The organism is Lactococcus sp. LG1267, from assembly GCF_017309545.1.
Taxonomy (GTDB): Bacteria; Bacillota; Bacilli; order Lactobacillales; family Streptococcaceae; genus Lactococcus; species Lactococcus petauri.
Window position 1 is genome coordinate 539,878 of record NZ_CP071295.1, and the last position, 17,980, is coordinate 557,857.

Annotated in this window: 20 protein-coding genes; 18 read left to right on the plus strand and 2 right to left on the minus strand. The window is 38.4% G+C overall.

From position 1 onward, the window contains the following. Window positions 1-64 precede the first annotated feature (64 nt). The 10 genes from rpmH (at window position 65) to gatB (ending at window position 8,516) form a co-directional block, all read left to right on the plus strand. Window positions 65-199, plus strand: coding sequence for a 50S ribosomal protein L34 (gene rpmH, locus J0J33_RS02730; RefSeq protein WP_003135255.1), 135 nt, complete (start codon window positions 65-67; stop codon window positions 197-199). A 149-nt stretch (window positions 200-348) separates the two neighbouring features. Next, window positions 349-1,260: an aldo/keto reductase family oxidoreductase gene (locus J0J33_RS02735; RefSeq protein ID WP_173816951.1), complete on the plus strand. Its 912-nt coding sequence runs from the start codon at window positions 349-351 to the stop codon at window positions 1,258-1,260. A gap of 189 nt (window positions 1,261-1,449) precedes the next feature. Beyond that, a complete protein-coding gene (locus tag J0J33_RS02740; RefSeq protein WP_003133629.1) occupies window positions 1,450-1,716 on the plus strand; it encodes an IreB family regulatory phosphoprotein in 267 nt (88 codons plus the stop codon). Further along, entirely contained in the window at window positions 1,716-2,144 is a 429-nt protein-coding gene (gene ruvX / locus J0J33_RS02745) for a Holliday junction resolvase RuvX (RefSeq protein ID WP_003133630.1), read from the plus strand. Before J0J33_RS02740 ends, ruvX begins: the two co-directional genes overlap by 1 nt. Window positions 2,145-2,158: 14 nt before the next feature. Continuing rightward, a complete protein-coding gene (locus tag J0J33_RS02750) occupies window positions 2,159-2,482 on the plus strand; it encodes a DUF1292 domain-containing protein (RefSeq protein ID WP_003133632.1) in 324 nt (107 codons plus the stop codon). A 140-nt stretch (window positions 2,483-2,622) separates the two neighbouring features. Then, window positions 2,623-4,230, plus strand: a complete 1,608-nt coding sequence (locus J0J33_RS02755) for a hypothetical protein (RefSeq protein WP_019336037.1) — start codon at window positions 2,623-2,625, stop codon at window positions 4,228-4,230. Window positions 4,231-4,366: 136 nt separating this feature from the next. Then, window positions 4,367-5,158 (plus strand): GTP-sensing pleiotropic transcriptional regulator CodY, encoded by a 792-nt coding sequence (gene codY / locus J0J33_RS02760; RefSeq protein WP_003133634.1) that lies wholly within the window; start codon window positions 4,367-4,369, stop codon window positions 5,156-5,158. A gap of 145 nt (window positions 5,159-5,303) precedes the next feature. Beyond that, the gene (gene gatC / locus J0J33_RS02765) at window positions 5,304-5,609 is read left to right on the plus strand and encodes an Asp-tRNA(Asn)/Glu-tRNA(Gln) amidotransferase subunit GatC (RefSeq protein WP_173816949.1); all 306 of its coding nucleotides are present in this window, start codon (window positions 5,304-5,306) and stop codon (window positions 5,607-5,609) included. Beyond that, complete coding sequence (gene gatA, locus J0J33_RS02770; protein WP_206921766.1) at window positions 5,609-7,081, plus strand: Asp-tRNA(Asn)/Glu-tRNA(Gln) amidotransferase subunit GatA; 1,473 nt, start codon at window positions 5,609-5,611, stop codon at window positions 7,079-7,081. Before gatC ends, gatA begins: the two co-directional genes overlap by 1 nt. Before the next feature lies 1 nt (window position 7,082). Then, on the plus strand, window positions 7,083-8,516 hold the full coding sequence (gene gatB, locus J0J33_RS02775; RefSeq protein WP_019336035.1) for an Asp-tRNA(Asn)/Glu-tRNA(Gln) amidotransferase subunit GatB: 1,434 nt from the start codon (window positions 7,083-7,085) through the stop codon (window positions 8,514-8,516). A gap of 14 nt (window positions 8,517-8,530) precedes the next feature. On the opposite strand, the gene J0J33_RS02780 is transcribed toward gatB, so the two are convergent. Both J0J33_RS02780 and J0J33_RS02785 read right to left on the minus strand, forming a co-directional pair. Then, entirely contained in the window at window positions 8,531-9,886 is a 1,356-nt protein-coding gene (locus J0J33_RS02780; protein WP_061414018.1) for an MATE family efflux transporter, read from the minus strand. Window positions 9,887-10,012: 126 nt separating this feature from the next. Continuing rightward, the gene (locus tag J0J33_RS02785; protein WP_003133641.1) at window positions 10,013-10,210 is read right to left on the minus strand and encodes a cold-shock protein; all 198 of its coding nucleotides are present in this window, start codon (window positions 10,208-10,210) and stop codon (window positions 10,013-10,015) included. Between the two features lie 111 nt (window positions 10,211-10,321). On the opposite strand from J0J33_RS02785, the gene J0J33_RS02790 reads away from it, so the two are divergent. From J0J33_RS02790 to argF, 8 genes are all read left to right on the plus strand, one after another. After that, on the plus strand, window positions 10,322-10,840 hold the full coding sequence (locus tag J0J33_RS02790; RefSeq protein ID WP_019291913.1) for a 5-formyltetrahydrofolate cyclo-ligase: 519 nt from the start codon (window positions 10,322-10,324) through the stop codon (window positions 10,838-10,840). Next, the gene (locus J0J33_RS02795; protein ID WP_014024129.1) at window positions 10,830-11,522 is read left to right on the plus strand and encodes a rhomboid family intramembrane serine protease; all 693 of its coding nucleotides are present in this window, start codon (window positions 10,830-10,832) and stop codon (window positions 11,520-11,522) included. The genes J0J33_RS02790 and J0J33_RS02795 overlap by 11 nt, the downstream gene beginning before the upstream one ends. A gap of 31 nt (window positions 11,523-11,553) precedes the next feature. Then, window positions 11,554-12,006: a dUTP diphosphatase gene (locus tag J0J33_RS02800; RefSeq protein ID WP_061414012.1), complete on the plus strand. Its 453-nt coding sequence runs from the start codon at window positions 11,554-11,556 to the stop codon at window positions 12,004-12,006. Window positions 12,007-12,095: 89 nt separating this feature from the next. Further along, the gene (locus tag J0J33_RS02805) at window positions 12,096-13,457 is read left to right on the plus strand and encodes a bifunctional UDP-sugar hydrolase/5'-nucleotidase (RefSeq protein ID WP_173816945.1); all 1,362 of its coding nucleotides are present in this window, start codon (window positions 12,096-12,098) and stop codon (window positions 13,455-13,457) included. Next, window positions 13,441-14,043 carry a YutD family protein gene (locus J0J33_RS02810; RefSeq protein ID WP_173816943.1) on the plus strand — a complete coding sequence of 201 codons (603 nt, stop codon included), beginning with the start codon at window positions 13,441-13,443 and terminating at the stop codon, window positions 14,041-14,043. Before J0J33_RS02805 ends, J0J33_RS02810 begins: the two co-directional genes overlap by 17 nt. A gap of 96 nt (window positions 14,044-14,139) precedes the next feature. Further along, the gene (gene rlmN / locus J0J33_RS02815) at window positions 14,140-15,210 is read left to right on the plus strand and encodes a 23S rRNA (adenine(2503)-C(2))-methyltransferase RlmN (RefSeq protein WP_019292691.1); all 1,071 of its coding nucleotides are present in this window, start codon (window positions 14,140-14,142) and stop codon (window positions 15,208-15,210) included. 209 nt (window positions 15,211-15,419) lie between these two features. Next, on the plus strand, window positions 15,420-16,649 hold the full coding sequence (gene arcA, locus J0J33_RS02820; protein WP_173816941.1) for an arginine deiminase: 1,230 nt from the start codon (window positions 15,420-15,422) through the stop codon (window positions 16,647-16,649). Window positions 16,650-16,775: 126 nt separating this feature from the next. Continuing rightward, entirely contained in the window at window positions 16,776-17,819 is a 1,044-nt protein-coding gene (gene argF / locus J0J33_RS02825) for an ornithine carbamoyltransferase (protein WP_003133656.1), read from the plus strand. Window positions 17,820-17,980: the final 161 nt, after the last annotated feature.

Below are 17,980 nucleotides of genomic sequence, written 5' to 3' on the forward strand. Positions count from 1 at the left end.
GAAAGGAACACCGCAAGAACGGTGGAGCTACTTTCCCAAGTGAAGTAGCCCAGGGATTTAACAAATGAAACGTACTTACCAACCACATAAAAAACCTCGTAAGACTACTCACGGATTCCGTGCACGCATGGCAACTAAAAACGGACGTCGTGTACTTGCAGCTCGTCGTCGTAAAGGACGTGCTTCACTTACAGTTTAATTGTAAAAAAGGATTCTCACCCTCGGGTGGGTTTTTTCTTTTGGAAACATGATTCATAAAAAGGAACAAAAATAACTCTTGGAAAAGTAAAGCGTTTACTTTTATTGTGATATAATGAATTTATTGTAAAAGAAGAGGAGTTTTTGTTAATGAAAAAAATTCAAATTGCCGATATGCAAGCTTCACAAATTATCTTAGGCTGTATGCGTATCATAGAACCAGGAAAGAACCCTGTCAAAGTTATTGAAACAGCTTATGAAAATGGTATTAACTTTTTTGATCACGCGGATATTTATGGTGCTGGACAGTGTGAAACGGTTTTTGCCGAGGCTTTGGCGCAAACCTCTATTCGACGGGAAGACATTTATCTCCAATCGAAATGCGCTATCCGCCCAGGGGTTGCCTTTGATTTTTCAAAAGAACATATTATCAAGTCGGTAGAAGGCTCTTTACAACGGCTACAGACGGATTATCTCGATACCATGCTCTTGCACCGCCCCGATACGCTAATGGAGCCAGAAGAGGTCGCAGAGGCCTTCTACGAGCTCGAGAAATCTGGAAAGGTTCGCTATTTTGGAGTTTCCAATCAAAATCCGATGCAAGTGGAGTTACTTAAAACAGCAGTGAAGCAGCCGTTACTCTTTAATCAGCTTCAATTTGGCTTGAAGCATACTGAAATGGTTGATGCAGGTCTCAATGTGAATATTCCTAATCAAGCCAGTCATATGCAAGATGGTTCAGTACTAGAGTATTCCCGGATAAATAAGATGACGATTCAAGCTTGGTCTCCTTTCCAACATGGATATTTTGATGGTCCTTTTGTTGGTAATGATAAATTCCCAGAATTAAACAAAAAGCTTGAAGAATATGCTGAAAAATACAATCTTACCCCTTCAGGGATTGCTATAGCATGGATTAACCGCCATCCAGCGCGTATGCAAACAATAATTGGTACGATGACGGAACGACGGATCGAGGAAGTAACAAATGCCAGTGATCTGGTTCTCAGCCGTGAGGAGTGGTATGACTTGTATATGGAAGCTGGAAATATTCTCCCTTAAGCCGGTAAATTTATAGTTTAGCATTGAGTGATAAATGGTCGTCTAGAGGGCCATTTATTCTAGCTACTAGACGAAATAGATTGAATTAGTGTCAGAAATGATGTATAATTAAAGAGCATTATTAGAAAAAATTAATTAAAAGGATTTTTAAGCAGTTTGCTTGAACCTACCCCAAAGGAGGTACATATTATGAGTTTTACAGATGAAACAGTCCGCTTTGAATTTGATGATTCAAGTAAAAAAGAAATCGGCGAAACACTTGTAAATGTTTATCGTGCACTTGATGCTAAAGGTTACAATCCTATCAACCAAATGGTAGGTTATGTTTTGTCAGGAGATCCAGCTTATATTCCACGTCACGACGATGCACGTAACAAAATCCGTCGTTTTGACCGTGATGATATTGTTGAAGAACTGATTAAAGAATACTTAAAAGCACACGGTGTACAACTTTAATGTACAGTAGAATTTTAGGTTTGGATGTCGGTACGAAAACTGTTGGTGTAGCTGTGAGTGATTTATTGGGAATGACGGCTCAGCCTGTTGAAACAATAAAGATTGACAGTGAAGCTGGTGAATTTGGTTTTGAGCGCTTAGCAGAACTAATAACAGAATATAAACCTTCAAAAATTGTACTCGGTTTACCCAAACATATGAATAATGATGAAGGTATTCGTGCAGAGGCTTCAAGAAACTATGGTGAAAAAATTACTGAAACGTTTGATGTCGCTGTAGAATACCAAGATGAACGCTTGACGACAATGCAAGCAGAAAAAGTATTAATTGATGGTGGCGTCCGACGCAAGGACCGTAAAAAATCAATTGATAAACTCGCCGCTGTCTTGATATTACAAAATTATCTTGATGCGCACAAATTATTTTAGAAGTAGGAAGTATTATGTCAGAACATACACATGACCATGACCACGAAGACCGTTTTATCACTCTGATTGATGATAACGGTAATGAAAGCCTTTTTGAAATCTTGATCACTATTGATGGCCAAGAAGAATTTGGTAAAAATTACGTCCTCGTTATGCCTGTTGACGGTGCAGAAGATGATAATGGTGAAGTTGAAATCCAAGCTTATTCATTTACTCAAAATGAAGATGGCACTGAAGGTGATTTACAACCTATCGCTGAAGATTCAGATGCTGAATGGGATATGATTGAAGAAGTTTTTAATAACTTTATGGAAAATCAAGACGACGAAGTTTATTGATAAATCAAGAGGCAAAGCCTCTTTTTTTTATTGCATCAATATTGAAATATTATAAATTATTACATAAAATTTTTAGCAAAAATTGAGTACTTCGAAGAAATTTGTTATAATTTAGTGATTACTCTTTGAAGGAAAATTAAATGAAAAAAAGATATGGTTCACGTTCACTTAGGCATGAACATAAAAAACAATTAGAACAATCAGAAGAAATCGAAGAATTCGAGGAGCTTGAGGTCAATGAAGACCTTGATATTCCTGCGGAAGAGACTGGGTTTTATTCGCGTCGTCATAAATCAGAAGCGAGTTTTGTACCAACTCGAGAAAAAACACCACGGCTTATGCCAGCTGACTGGTTATTTATTGGGCTCGTGTCCTTGGTGCTTAGTCTAAGCTTCTATGCTTTCCCTATCTTCAATCTTCAACCTACAGGTGTACAGTCGCAATACCTCTATTCGGGAATGGCAATGCAGGCAGGATTGGTCCCTTACAATGATTTTTGGGGTGCTGGCGGAATTGTCTTTTACCTAATTAACTGGCTCGGTCATTTTGGTCAAACAACTTGGCTGCTTTACCTTTTCCAAATGCTAGCTTTATTTATGAGCGGTGTGCAAGTTTATCGTTTAATTTCACAACGTACTCGTAGCCGTTTGGCAGCGCGAATTACCACAGGTTTCACCTTGGTTTCGATTGCAGGATTGGCTCAAGGTGGTACAGCGCCAACCTTAATCGCCTTGCCTTTTGCATTATGGGCATTACAGTTCTTGGATCGTTATCTACGTCAAGATGCACGTGACGAAGCTTTTATCTTCTTTGGTATGAGCGGAGCTCTTGTGTTTGTCATATCACCAATCATGACCATTTTGTGGCTTCTTTCTTGTCTCGCTTTGCTTGTCTTTAATATTCAGAATAAAAGAATTGGGCGGGGTATTTATCAACTTTTAGCAATTTTATTTGGTTTATTGTTGGTAGGTTATACTGTTGCTTTTTACTCCTTAAATGCTCAAGTACTGTATACATCCATCGAACAATCCATTATCATTCCGCTTACGACACTAGGCTTTACAGATAATTTCTGGATGTCACTTCTGAAAGCTCTCGTTTTTCTTTTGGTGTTTGGTCTTGCGGCCAATTTCGTACATGGCGTACGTAATATTAAAAGTTCGGGTCAAACATTTATCTGGCAACTTTTACTCTTATTGGGTTCAATTCTTGTGTTAGGATTTGTTGTTTTTTCTCAAGTATTCGAAAGTTCAAACTTGCTTGCCATCTTGCCGTTACTTTTATTATTCGTCAGCGATACTATACAAGATGCGGTGGATCAACGTCAGAATATCCTACAAGATTATATGAAGGCCAAGCTTTTTGCGCCAATTTTAGCTCTGCTCTTTGTGATAGGAGCTCCGATCGTTACCCAAACGATGCATCAACAAGTTTTCTCAGAAGAACAACAAGTTGCACAGTTTGTGAAAGCCGATACAACAAAAGAGGATAAAGTACTGGCTATAGCATCGGATAAAAACATTAACTTGCGATCACAGCGTGTGGGTGGCATAGATGACTTCCCTCGCCATTATCCAGTGAGATTCCATCAGAACTTTGATTTGCTCTTTGCTAATGCAGGCAACAAGTATGTCGTAGTGCAAAGTGGACAGGATCTTTCAGATTCAGTAAAAGAAACACTTAAAGATTCTTACAAAAAAGTGGAAGTTGGTAATGTTAGTCAATTTTCTGTATATAAAAAGAAATAAGATATACATAATTGTATATCTTGTTTTATTATAATGAAAAAAGCGAATTTTCTGACTATTCCTGTTGTTTTTTGAATTTTTTTGTGTTATAATTCATTAAGAGTTTATTTAGAAAATAATATAATAGGAGAAAACCGTGGCTACTTTACTAGAAAAAACCCGCAAAATTACATCAGTTCTGCAAGATGGAGTAACTGATTTAAAGCAGGAGTTACCCTATGATAACATGACAGAGCGTTTAGCCAACGTTATTGACTGTAATGCTTGTATCATTGATACAAAAGGGAAACTTTTGGGCTATTCACTGCCATACGAAATTAACAACGATCGTGTTAATGAACTTTTCCATGTACAAAAACAATTGCCAGAAGATTATGCACGTGCGGCTATCCGTATCTACGACACTTTAGCAAATATCACAATTAACGAGCCTTTGTCAGTATTTCCTGCAGAACTTTTAGGTGAGTATCCTAATGGTTTGACAACATGTGCACCAATCTATGGTAGTGGTATGCGCTTGGGAACCTTCATCTTATGGCGTACAGACGGAAAATTCAGTGATGATGATCTTGTGCTTGCAGAGCTTGCAACAACAGTTATCGGTGTTCAACTTTCAAATCTTAAGCTTGAACAAATGGAAGAAAATATCCGTAAAGACACGATGGCTAACATGGCAGTCAATACACTTTCGTATTCAGAAATGAAGGCTGTGAAAGCAATTCTTGAAGAACTTGATGGTGAAGAAGGACATGTTATTGCTTCAGTCATTGCCGACAAGATTGGAATTACACGTTCAGTAATTGTTAATGCACTACGTAAGCTTGAATCTGCTGGTGTTATTGAAAGCCGTTCGTTGGGAATGAAAGGGACTTACCTCAAAGTTCTTAACCAAGGTTTATTTACAAAGCTTGAAGGTCGTAACTTCTAACCTTAAAAGTAATAAAAAAACTTCTCGTTGTGAGAGGTTTTTTACTTGTGGTAAAGGCAGTAGGCAGTAAAGCCTAGCTGTATCAGTTTTTAAAGATTTTTGCTATAATTGAGAATGAAAATCTTTAATAGTTAGGGAAAATAACATGAGCAAGATTACAAAAGAACAAGTGGAGCATGTGGCAACTTTGTCAAAGCTTAAATTTGAGAAAAATGAACTTGATGCTGTGACGGATAAACTCGATAAAATTATCGAAATGGTGGAGCAGTTAGAGGAAGTCAATACGGAAAATGTAAAATTTACGATGAGTGTTGCGGATAACTTAAACCGCATGCGTGAAGATATTGCTGTACCGGGTGATGACCGTGATGAATTAATGCGTAATGTACCAACGAAGCAAGATGGCTTTATTAAGGTTCCCGCAATGTTGGCTGATGGAGGAGATGCATAATGTCATTGAATAATAAAACAATTAAAGAGTTGCATGACCTCTTGGTGAAAAAGGAAATCTCTGCTGTTGACTTGACACAGGCGACATTGGATGATGTGCATGCACGTGAAGCAGCAATGGGCAGTTTTATTTCTGTATTAGGTGAAGAAGCATTAGCGCAAGCAGCTGCTATTGATGCGCGTGGAATTGATGCAACAAAACTTACAGACGGTATTCCCTTAGCAGTTAAAGACAATATTGTTACTAAAAATATTGAAACAACTGCAGCAAGTAAAATTCTTTCTGGTTTTATCCCACCTTATGATGCGACTGTCGTTGAAAAGCTTTATGACAATGGCATGGTTATTATTGGTAAAGCCAATATGGACGAATTCGCAATGGGGGGCTCAGGGGAAACTTCTTCTGTTAAGCCAACATACAATGCGTGGGATCAAACAAAAGTACCTGGTGGATCATCTTCAGGTTCAGCTAGTGCTGTTGCGAGTGGACAAGTACGCTTGTCATTAGGATCCGATACAGGTGGTTCGATTCGTCAACCAGCTTCGTTCAGTGGTATTGTGGGTCTGAAACCAACTTACGGACGTGTTTCTCGTTATGGTTTAATTGCTTTTTCTAGTTCACTTGATCAAATTGGTCCCTTTTCAGCTACTGTTGAAGAAAATGCACAACTTTTAAATGTTATCTCAGGTAGTGATGCTAAAGATGCTACAAGTTCAGAAGTAGCTGTGCCAGATTTTGGTTCAAAAATAGGTCAAGATATTAAAGGAATGAAGATTGCTTTGCCTAAAGAATACTTTGGTGAAGGCATTGATCCAACAGTCAAAGAGCAAATTATGGCGGCAGCGAAACACTTAGAATCTTTAGGTGCTATTGTTGAAGAAGTGAGCTTGCCACATAGCAAGTATGGGGTAGCTGTTTACTACATCATCGCTTCTTCAGAAGCGAGCTCAAATCTCCAACGCTTCGATGGTATTCGTTATGGTTATCGTGCACAGGATATCAAAAACCTTGAAGATGTCTATGTGAAATCACGTTCAGAAGGCTTTGGCGATGAGGTCAAACGTCGCATTATGCTAGGTACATTTAGTCTTTCTGCAGGTGCCTACGATAAGCACTTTAAAAAGGCCGGTCAAGTGCGTACAATGATTATCGAAGACTTTAATAAAGTATTTGCGGATTATGATTTGATTCTTGGCCCAACGGCTCCAACGGTGGCCTTTGGCTTCGATGAAAAATCAAAAGACCCTGTTCAAATGTATCTCTCAGATATTTTAACTATTCCAGTCAACCTTGCAGGTTTACCAGGAATTTCGATTCCGGCGGGTTATGTCGAAGGTCTACCTGTTGGGATGCAATTGATTGGTAAACGCTACGATGAGGAGACAATTTATCAAGTCGCAGCAGCGTTCGAAGCAACGACAGATCATCATAAGAAAAAACCAATTATCTTTACAGAAGGAGGGGCAAAATAGGATGAACTTTGAAACAGTCATTGGACTTGAAGTCCATGTTGAGTTAAATACGAACTCAAAAATTTACAGTCCAACTCCAGCTGAATTTGGCTCTGAACCAAATGTCAATACGAATGTTATTGACTGGGGAATGCCAGGTGTTTTGCCAACATTGAACAAAGGTGTTGTCGTTGCTGGGATGAAAGCTTCTCTTGCCATGAATATGTCGATTCAAAAGAGTATGCACTTTGATCGTAAAAATTATTTTTACCCTGATAATCCTAAAGCTTACCAAATTTCGCAGGCAGATGAACCTATTGGTTACAATGGTTCTATTGAAATTGAACTTGAAGATGGTACAAAATCGACTGTTCGTATTGAGCGTGCACATATTGAAGAAGATGCCGGTAAAAATACGCACGGAACAGATGGCTATTCTTATGTTGACTTGAACCGTCAAGGGGTACCATTGATTGAGATTGTTTCTGAGCCAGATATGCGAAGCGCTGATGAAGCTTATGCGTATTTGACCGCCTTACGTGAATTGATTCTCTATACAGGTATTTCTGATGTGAAGATGGAAGAAGGTTCCATGCGCTGTGATGCCAATATTTCATTGCGTCCTTATGGCCAAGAAGAGTTTGGTGTTAAAACAGAAGTGAAAAACATGAACTCTTTCAGTAATGTGAAGAAAGCCCTAGCCTTTGAAATTGATCGCCAAGCGAAAATTCTTCGTGCTGGTGGTGAAATTCGTCAAGAAACACGTCGTTTTGATGATAAAACAGGTGAAACAATCTTGATGCGTGTTAAAGAAGGTGCGTCTGATTATCGTTATTTCCCAGAACCAGATTTGCCACGTATTGAAATTTCCGAAGCTTGGATTAACGAAGTTCGTGCGGAACTTCCTGAGTTTGCAGCAGCACGCCGTGTACGTTATGTAGAGGAAATGGGCCTCAGTGAATACGATGCGCGCCAGTTGACAAGCTCAAAAGATGTCTCTGATTTCTTTGAAGCAGCTGTTAAATTAGGTGGTGATGCCAAATTGGTATCCAACTGGCTTCAAGGTGAAGTTGCTCAGTACTTGAACACAGCACATCTGGAACTTAAAGATATTCACTTAACTCCAGAAAATCTCACAGAAATGTTGCGTTTGATTGCAGATGGGACTATTTCATCGAAAATTGCGAAGAAAGTCTTCCTCGAATTAGCTAAAAACGGTGGTTCAGCAGAAGCTTTCGTTAAAAAGGCCGGCTTGGTTCAAATCTCTGACCCAGCTGTACTCTTGCCTATCATTCATGAAGTATTTGCTAAAAATGAACAATCTGTTGCTGACTATCGTGGCGGTAAGGAAAATGCAGCTAAGGCATTAGTTGGTCAGCTCATGAAAGCTACAAAAGGACAAGCTAATCCAACAGTAGCGCAAAAACTGCTCTATCAAGAATTAGATAAAGACTAATATAAAAAAATCGTTCAATTTAGAACGATTTTTTCTTGTGCATTTTCGCGGTTAAAACGACGCACCATTCGGATGGTTGTGGGAATCAGAATAGCGGTTGACCCCAACCAAGCAGCTGGATTGGATGAAATAATCACGGTGTAATTTAAGAGGTTAACTCCGATGATGGCCACTGCGGCACGCATGACCAGTTCTGCCACACCACAAATTGTTGGAATGCGCGCATTGCCCAAACCCTGTAATGTTGAGCGCGTAACGAAGAGGATAGCAAGCAGCCAGTAGAAACCACCATTCACAATATAGTAATGTCTAGCCATATCAATAACAGCTGTTTGGCTTGGTGAGATAAAAGCCGTCGTGAAGTAATAGTTCAAGCTTACCAAAAGAATGGCAAAGCCAATCGCCCAGGAAACAGCTATGAGGAGAGATTGGAAAAGCCCTTGATTTATTCGGCGGTATTGTTTTGCACCATAGTTTTGGGCTCCAAAGGTAGCCATAGCAAGTCCGATCGACATCATTGGCAACATCGCGATTTGGTCAATCTTAGATACAATAGCTTGAGTGGCGACAGCGTTTGTTCCCATAGTGTTAAGTGCTACTTGAAGTGTAATAGAACCAATAGCGATAATACTAGATTGAAATCCCATGGGAATACTCAGTCGTGCATGTGTACGTATTTCTTGGGTATCGTAAACAAGGAGTTTTCGATTAAGGTGTAACTCAGGCACTTTGCGTTTAATATGTAAAACCAGATAAAGCACAGAGATACATTGGGCCAAAATGGTGGCTGCACTTGCTCCCGCTAAGCCTAAATGGAGAACGAGGATTGCGAAATACTCAAAGCCGATATTTAAAATACTGGCGACGATAAGTGCATAGAGCGGTGTCTTGGAATCACCTAAGGCGCGGAGCGCGTTCGAATAATAAGCATATAGTGTGGTCGCTGTAAGTCCACCTAACATAATACTTAAAAAAGTGTGTGCACCTTCGTAAATCTCAGCTGGAGTCTGCATAAGTTGTAGTAATTGACCCACAAATAGGACAGACAAGACACTGAGCAAGAGGGAGATAGCTATCGTAAAATACAGCCCTGTCACAAAGGACTTTTTGACAGCATGTGCATCTTTGGCACCAAAGCGTTGCGCAGTAATAATCGTGAGCCCTGCGGTCATTCCCTGAGCAAAACCAACGATTAAAAAGTTGATGGATCCCGTAGCCCCCACTGATGCAAGTGCATTTTTTCCTAGCGTTTGACCAACAATCAGTGTGTCTGCAGTATTATAGAGCACTTGAAAAAAGTTTCCCAAGAGCAGGGGAAGTGTGAAGGTAATTAAACCTTTGAGAATGTTTCCTTTTGTTAAATCTTTCATAATATTCCTAAATTCTTTGCTTTATACATTGTAAACTTTTTATATCTATAAAACAATAGCATAACGGCTTTTATTGTGGTGTTTAAACAAAAAGAAAAAGCACCGTAAAGGTGCTTTAATTACCAATTATTTAGTAACGTTGATTGCTTGAGGTCCACGTGGGCCTTCTTCAAGATCAAAGCTAACTTTTTGGCCTTCATCAAGAGTTTTGAAGCCATCAGTTTGAATAGCTGAGAAGTGTACGAATACATCGTTGCCTTCTTCAGTTGTAATGAAGCCAAAACCTTTAGTAGCGTTAAACCATTTTACAGTTCCTTGTGCCATTTGAATACATCCTTTCTTTAGTTTGGTAAATCTTATCTTCGGAAAGCGTGTAACAAAAAGCATAAACGTTAACTTGAAAAAAACTTACAGCTTTATGATACCATATAAAGTATGGAAAAGAAAGCGCTAATTCGAAAAGAAATGATAAATTTACTGAAAAGTTTTGATTTTGCTGACAAAAGCCGTCAAAGTCAGAAAATTATTGCAGAGCTGCTTGCCTCAGAACAATGGAAAAAAGCTAAAACCGTGGCGCTCTATATGCCGCAAGAATTTGAATTTGATTTGCAACCCCTTTTTGAGCAGGCAGATAAACAAATAGTTATACCAAAAACCTTGGCTGATCGCCACATGATTTTTGTAAAATACGACAAAAATGACTTAGAACGTACAAAATTTGGTATACTAGAACCTAAGTCGAAAAACGAAGTTGTGCCTGATTTGATTTTGGTCCCCGGCTTGGCTTGGAATAAAGAAGGTTATCGGATTGGTTTTGGCGCGGGATATTATGACCGTTATCTGGCAAGCTTTTCTGGACAGACAGTTAGTCTATGTTATGATTTTCAGCACAGAAATTTTCATCCAGAACCTCATGATATAAGCATAGGAGAAATATTTACTTATGAACATTGATATGATAAAAAAAGACTTTATGAAGCATAAAGCGACTTATATTTTATCACTTTTAACAACGATGGTTTGGCTTTATCAATTTTTACGTTATGGTTTAGCTGCAACCTCGGCAATTAACCTTTTTAATACTGGTGCATTATTTCCACCAGCCATTTTAGCTGATCCAACTCAATTGTGGCGCCTTGTGACACCAATTTTTATTCATATTGGATGGACTCACTTCCTTATGAATACTCTGACGCTCTTTTTTATCGGACGTCAGGTTGAAGCTGTATTTGGTAGCCTTAATTTCAGTTTGATCTACATTCTTTCAGGAATTTTTGGTAATGCAGCAACCTTTATCTTTTCGCCCAATTCCTTATCTGCAGGAGCATCAACTTCGATTTTTGGTCTTTTTGCAGCTATTGCAGGAATTGGCTTCTTTACAGGCCATCCGATGCTAAAACAGATTGGTAAGACATTTACCATCTTGATTGCGATTAATCTTTTCTTCAATATGTTTAATCTTAGCTCGGTCAATATTTGGTCACATGTTGGAGGAGCAGTGGGCGGACTTCTTTTAGCTCCTGTTTTTCCACCTAAATATTTCAAGAATTCTGTACCAATGCAAAATCGGATTTTATCAGGAGTAACGGTTGTTGTCTTATTTATCGTTTTTCTGATTTTGCCCTTTATAAAATAAATAGATTAAAAATAACCAATAAGGAGTAATTATGAAAACACGTGGATTTGAAATAGTAAGTAAATACCAAAATGAAAACCTAGAATTACCAATACGTGCGACCAAGCATGCGGCAGGCTATGACTTATCAGTGGCTGAAAACATTACCATTGAACCTGGTGAAATTAAACTGATCTCAACAGGCCTTAAGGCATATATGCAAGCAGGAGAAGTTCTGTATCTGTTTGATCGCTCATCAAATCCGCGTAAAAAAGGTTTAGTGATGATTAACTCGGTAGGTGTCATTGACGGTGACTATTACAATAACCCAGGGAATGAGGGCGAGATATTTGCTCAAATGCAAAATATTACGGAATCAGAAGTGGTCTTGGAAAAAGGTGAGAGGATTGTCCAAGCGGTCTTTATGCCTTTCTTGGTTGCTGATGGGGATGCAGAAGTGACTAAATCTACACGAACTGGCGGCTTCGGATCAACAGGAAAATAGGAATGATGCCTTGTTTTTGATTTGCAGGCGTAAGTAAAAAAGTACAAAAACTACCGCTTTAGCGGTCTTTTTTGTGCTATAATGGTAAAATGAATTCATTGCGCATTATTCACTTGAACGACTTGCACTCGCATTTGGAAAGATTTCCAGTGATTGAGCGTTTTTTTGCGGAAAAAACAGTTGGACATCCAGATGTCTTGCGATTTGACTTAGGGGATGATGTTGACCGGGTACATCCTTTAACTGAGGCCACAGAAGGACAGATTAATGTTGCTCTGATGAATAAGCTGGACTTGACAGCAGCGACCCTCGGTAACAATGAAGGTTTAGGATTAACTCATGATATGCTAAGCCGTTTATACAATCAAGCCGACTTTGATATATTACTTTCAAATATCAGTAATATGCCTTTTGCTCAAGGTCCTAAATTTATAGAGAGCAGTTGGGGGATGCGTATTGGAATCATTGGCTTAACAGCTCCTTATCTAGCCTATTTACAAGCAGGTTGGGATATTGTTGATCCTTTAGTTTGCTTGGATCAGCTCTTGCCACTGGACTGTGATTTTACGATTCTTTTGAGTCATTTGGGTAAAACCGTTGATGAGAAAATCGCTAAAAATTACGATATTGATTTAATTATTGGAAGCCATACGCATCATCTTTTTGAACACGGAGCGGAATTACATGACACCTTACTTGCGGCTGCAGGAAGATACGGGGAGCATATCGGCGAAATCAATCTTACTTTTGATCAAAATAACAAAGTAATTGCTTCGGAAATTTCCACGATTGCTACCAACACGCTCAAAAAAGTAAAAAGTGATGCTTTACACATCAACTCGTGGGAGTTGAAAGGACGTAAAATGTTGCAAGGCAAGACTGTCGGAGAACTTCCCTATAGCCTGACCAATGTTTATCCTGATTATAATGCAAGTCATTTTATTGCAGAGTTACTTGCCCGATATGGCAAGGTGGGAGCCTGTGTTTTCAATACTGGGCTCTTGGTTACAGAAGCATTGCCAAACCAACTTACTTTAGATGATTTACACCAATTTTTGCCCCATTCCATGCGTTTAGTGCGGCTTACGATGACTGGTAAGGTACTGAAAGAAGTTTTACGTGAAATGCTTGATGTATCTGCAATGCTGTCTGGGCAAAATATTCGAGGTATGGGTTTTCGAGGGAAGCAATTTGGTCGGCTTATTTTTCAGGGAATAAATTTCAACAGAGGGAAATTTTATTATAGAAATACGGATGTGGTCGATGCTGAGTCTTATAGCATAGTCGTTCCTGATCAGTATCTCTTTGCTTGGTATTTTCCTTTATTGCGAAAACAAGAGAAAGCCGAAATACTTTTTCCGTATTTTCTACGAGAAATAGTAGCAAATGAATTAAAAAACGAGAAAATGAACAAAAAGAGAAAGGGAGAGGAAAGTGCCAAAAGAAGTTGACGAATCAAAATTAAATTATAATCGTTTCCCTGGTGAGCGGATAACTGCTACAGATGACATTGTAAAAGTAGGTGGTAAGACTTTTCATCTGGTTTACAATTATCGTGAAGGGTTTGATGCTGAAAAGCTGGAGCAGCGATTTAGCGATATTTTCGATAAGTATGATTACATCGTGGGAGATTGGGGCTTTGAACAGCTCCGTTTAAAAGGCTTTTTTTCAGTAAGTAGAAAAAAAATGCAATCTGAAAATAAGATTGACCGATTAGAAGATTATATCAATGAATATTGCAATTATGGCTGTGCCTACTTTGTTTTACGTCGTGTACGCTCACAAGATGAAGCTTACACATCCGAACGTGTTTTTGAAGACAAGCCACGTCAACCTAAATTTGAAAAAGCACGACGTCGAAATAATCGCAATAAAAATCGAAGCTCTCAAGAAAAGCAAAAGAAAAATGAGAAAAAATCATTTGAAATTCGCGAGAAATCAGGTAAGAAGCCTGCTAAAATAAAACAAAATGAGAAAAATGAGAAAAATACAACCTCTAAATCTAATTTTGTAATACGCGAACGTGCAAAAAAATAAAATAGACAAATGTTAAAAATATGTCTAAAAAGTTATTGAATAATATACAAAAAAGTTCCTTCAAAAATTTTTTGGGGGAAAAATATCGGAGATATAATGGAAAAACAAACAATTTACGGCTTAACACGTGATCAACTTATTGATTGGGCGATTGAAAATGGTGAAAAAAAATTTCGAGCAACCCAAGTGTGGGATTGGCTTTACCGAAAACGTGTCCAAACTTTTGAAGAAATGACAAATCTCTCCAAGGATTTTATTGCAAAGTTGAACGCGCATTTTATTATGAATCCTCTGGAGCAAGTCGTCGTACAAGAGTCGGAAGATGGAACAGTTAAATATCTTTTTATGTTACCAGATAAAATGATGATTGAAACTGTATTGATGCGCCAATCTTATGGCTTATCTGTATGTGTGACTACTCAGGTAGGATGTAACATGGGCTGTACTTTTTGTGCCTCTGGTATTCTAAAAAAAGAGCGTGATGTGACAGCAGGAGAGATAGTCGCTCAGATTATGTTGGTCCAAAAATACTTCGATGAAAAAGGCCAAGATGAGCGTGTTTCTCATGTTGTAGTTATGGGTATCGGTGAACCATTTGACAACTATGTAAACTTGATGAACTTTTTACGCACAATTAATGACGATAATGGCCTTGCTATTGGGGCACGTCATATTACCGTGTCAACCTGTGGTTTCATGCCAGCAAAAATCAAAGAATTTGCAAATGAAAACTTGCAAGTGAACTTGGCTATTTCTTTACATGCACCAAACAATGAATTACGTACAAGTCTGATGCGTATCACACGTAGCGCACCACTTGAAAAACTTTTTGATGCGATAGATTATTATACTGAAACAACAAATCGTCGTGTAACCTATGAGTATATTATGCTTTCTGGAGAAAATGATACTCCGGAAATTGCACAAGAATTAGCTGATTTAATAAAACCCCGAAATAAACTTTCGTATGTCAATCTGATTCCCTATAATCCTGTCGCTGAGCATATCAAATATGAACGTTCAACACGAAATGATACTGCGAAATTTTACGATGTACTCAAGAAAAATGGTATCAACTGTGTTGTGCGCCAAGAGCATGGTACAGACATTGATGCCGCTTGCGGACAACTCAGAAGTAAACAAATTAGAAAAAACAAAGAAAAGTAATAAAAAAATAAAAGAAACCATCACAAAGGCTCAACCTTGGTACTGCTGGTTTCTTTTTGTATATTTATTATTTTTTATGAAATGAAAGCGCATTATTATAATGACGTTCAATTTGCATTCAAAAAAAGATTAGACTATAATAAAAGGTGTTGAAAGCGCTTTTACAATTTTAATATATAGTTTTATATAAAAGAAAGGATGCTTATCTCATGGAAAAAGCAATCAATGTCAATTCAGAAATCGGAAAACTTAAATCAGTTCTCCTTCATCGTCCAGGTGCTGAAGTCGAAAACATCACACCAGACACAATGCATCAACTCTTGTTTGATGATATCCCTTACTTGAAAATTGCTCAGAAGGAACACGATTTCTTTGCTCAAACATTGCGTGATAACGGAGCAGAAACTGTCTATATAGAAGATCTTGCCGCAGATGTTTTTCAAACTGAAAGTGTTAAAAAAGATTTCTTGGCTCGACTCTTGCATGAAGCAGGCTACCGTCCAGGACGTACACTTGAAGGTTTGACTGAGTACTTGACAAGCATGGATACAAAAGCAATGGTTGACAAGATTTATGCAGGTGTTCGTAAAAATGAATTGGACCTAAAACGTACAGTTCTTAGCGACATGGCCGGTTCTGATGCCGAAAACCATTTCTACCTTAATCCATTGCCAAATGCTTACTTCACTCGTGACCCACAAGCATCTATGGGTGTAGGGATGACTATTAACAAAATGACTTTCCCAGCACGTCAACCTGAATCATTGATTACAGAATATGTAATGGCAAATCACCCACGTTTTAAAGATACTCCAATTTGGCGTGATCGTAACCATACAACACGTGTCGAAGGTGGTGATGAACTCGTATTAAACAAACACACTGTAGCTATTGGTGTTTCTGAACGTACTTCATCTAAAACAATTCAAGCTTTAGCAAAAGAATTGTTTGCAAACCCATTGTCAACCTTTGACACTGTACTTGCTGTTGAAATTCCGCATAATCACGCAATGATGCACTTGGATACTGTATTTACAATGATTAATCATGATCAGTTTACAGTCTTCCCAGGAATCTTTGATGGTTCTGGAAATATCAATGCATTCATCTTACGTCCAGGTAAAGATGGAGATGTGGAAATTGAACATTTGACAGACCTTAAAGTTGCTCTTAAGAAAGTGTTGGAACTCTCAGAACTTGATTTGATTGAATGTGGTAATGGAGATCCAATCGTTGCACCGCGTGAGCAATGGAATGATGGTTCAAACACATTGGCTATCGCTCCAGGTGAAATTGTTACTTATGACCGTAACTATGTCACAATCGAATTACTTAAAGAACATGGTATCAAAGTACATGAGATTCTTTCAAGCGAGTTGGCACGTGGTCGTGGTGGAGCACGTTGTATGTCTCAACCATTGTGGCGTGAAGATATTTAATCAAAGATCCACCCTCTATTTGCTTGGTTTACAGCTCTGTCAACCTCGTTGACACTCTATTGCTTATAGCACAAGCAAATGTCCTTATTTCAAAAAATAAAAAAATTATATTTAGGAGAAAATTAAATGCAAACACCAAAAATTAACTCAGTTTTCCAAGGCCGTTCATTTTTAGCAGAAAAAGATTTTACACCTGCAGAAATTCAATATCTTGTTGACTTTGCTATTCACTTAAAAGCATTGAAGAAAAATAACATCCCTCACCATTATCTTGAAGGAAAAAATATCGCCTTACTTTTTGCTAAAACTTCTACACGTACGCGTGCTGCATTTACAACAGCAGCTATCGACCTTGGTGCTCACCCAGAATATCTTGGTAAAGATGATATTCAACTTGGTATCAAAGAATCTACTGAAGATACAGCACGTGTTCTTGGCTCAATGTTTGATGCGATTGAACGTCGTGGTTTCTCACAAAAAGAAGTTGAAGATTTGGCAAAATACTCAGGAGTTCCTGTATGGAATGGTTTGACTGACGATTGGCATCCAACTCAAATGATTGCAGACTACATGACAATCAAAGAAGAATTTGGTTACCTTAAAGGTCTTAAACTTGCTTATGTCGGTGATGGTCGTAACAACATGGCTAACTCTCTTATCGTAACAGGTGCGATGCTTGGAGTGAGCGTAACTATCGTAGCGCCTGAATCACTTCAACCTTCTGAAGAAGTTATGGAAATTGCGCGTAAATTTGCAGCTGAGTCAGGTGCAAAACCAGAAACAACTGCAGATATTGAAGCAGGGGTTAAAGGTGCAAACATTATCTACTCAGACGTATGGGTATCAATGGGTGAATCAAACTGGGAAGAACGTGTGGAACTTCTCACTCCATACCGTATCACAATGGATATGATGAAATTGACTGGTACTCCAGATGAAGAACTTATCTTCATGCACTGCTTGCCAGCCTTCCACGATACTGAAACTGAATATGGTAAAGAAATTAAAGAAGAGTATGGCTTGACTGAAATGGAAGTTACTGACGAAGTGTTCCGTTCTAAATATGCACGTCAATTTGAAGAAGCTGAAAACCGTATGCACTCAATTAAAGCAATTATGGCAGCAACTTTGGGTAACCTCTTCATTCCAGATGTACCAAGTATCAAATAATAAATTTTGAATTTGATTTTTTCCGGATTTGACAGACTTTCCACTTCCTAATACCGGTGGGAAGTTTGCACAAATCTGGAAAAAATATTTTTGGTTCCCTCTATAACTCTTGTTTTGAAAAGGTCAGACCTCGTATATTTTCATAATTGGAGACTTTTTTA

Coding starts and splice junctions, on each gene's coding strand:
- rpmH (WP_003135255.1), top strand. CDS start 65: ATGAAACGTACTTACCAACCACATAAAAAACCTCGTAAGACTACTCAC.
- J0J33_RS02735 (WP_173816951.1), top strand. CDS start 349: ATGAAAAAAATTCAAATTGCCGATATGCAAGCTTCACAAATTATCTTA.
- J0J33_RS02740 (WP_003133629.1), top strand. CDS start 1,450: ATGAGTTTTACAGATGAAACAGTCCGCTTTGAATTTGATGATTCAAGT.
- ruvX (WP_003133630.1), top strand. CDS start 1,716: ATGTACAGTAGAATTTTAGGTTTGGATGTCGGTACGAAAACTGTTGGT.
- J0J33_RS02750 (WP_003133632.1), top strand. CDS start 2,159: ATGTCAGAACATACACATGACCATGACCACGAAGACCGTTTTATCACT.
- J0J33_RS02755 (WP_019336037.1), top strand. CDS start 2,623: ATGAAAAAAAGATATGGTTCACGTTCACTTAGGCATGAACATAAAAAA.
- gatC (WP_173816949.1), top strand. CDS start 5,304: ATGAGCAAGATTACAAAAGAACAAGTGGAGCATGTGGCAACTTTGTCA.
- gatA (WP_206921766.1), top strand. CDS start 5,609: ATGTCATTGAATAATAAAACAATTAAAGAGTTGCATGACCTCTTGGTG.
- gatB (WP_019336035.1), top strand. CDS start 7,083: ATGAACTTTGAAACAGTCATTGGACTTGAAGTCCATGTTGAGTTAAAT.
- J0J33_RS02780 (WP_061414018.1), bottom strand. CDS start 9,886: ATGAAAGATTTAACAAAAGGAAACATTCTCAAAGGTTTAATTACCTTC.
- J0J33_RS02785 (WP_003133641.1), bottom strand. CDS start 10,210: ATGGCACAAGGAACTGTAAAATGGTTTAACGCTACTAAAGGTTTTGGC.
- J0J33_RS02790 (WP_019291913.1), top strand. CDS start 10,322: ATGGAAAAGAAAGCGCTAATTCGAAAAGAAATGATAAATTTACTGAAA.
- J0J33_RS02795 (WP_014024129.1), top strand. CDS start 10,830: ATGAACATTGATATGATAAAAAAAGACTTTATGAAGCATAAAGCGACT.
- J0J33_RS02800 (WP_061414012.1), top strand. CDS start 11,554: ATGAAAACACGTGGATTTGAAATAGTAAGTAAATACCAAAATGAAAAC.
- J0J33_RS02805 (WP_173816945.1), top strand. CDS start 12,096: ATGAATTCATTGCGCATTATTCACTTGAACGACTTGCACTCGCATTTG.
- rlmN (WP_019292691.1), top strand. CDS start 14,140: ATGGAAAAACAAACAATTTACGGCTTAACACGTGATCAACTTATTGAT.
- arcA (WP_173816941.1), top strand. CDS start 15,420: ATGGAAAAAGCAATCAATGTCAATTCAGAAATCGGAAAACTTAAATCA.
- argF (WP_003133656.1), top strand. CDS start 16,776: ATGCAAACACCAAAAATTAACTCAGTTTTCCAAGGCCGTTCATTTTTA.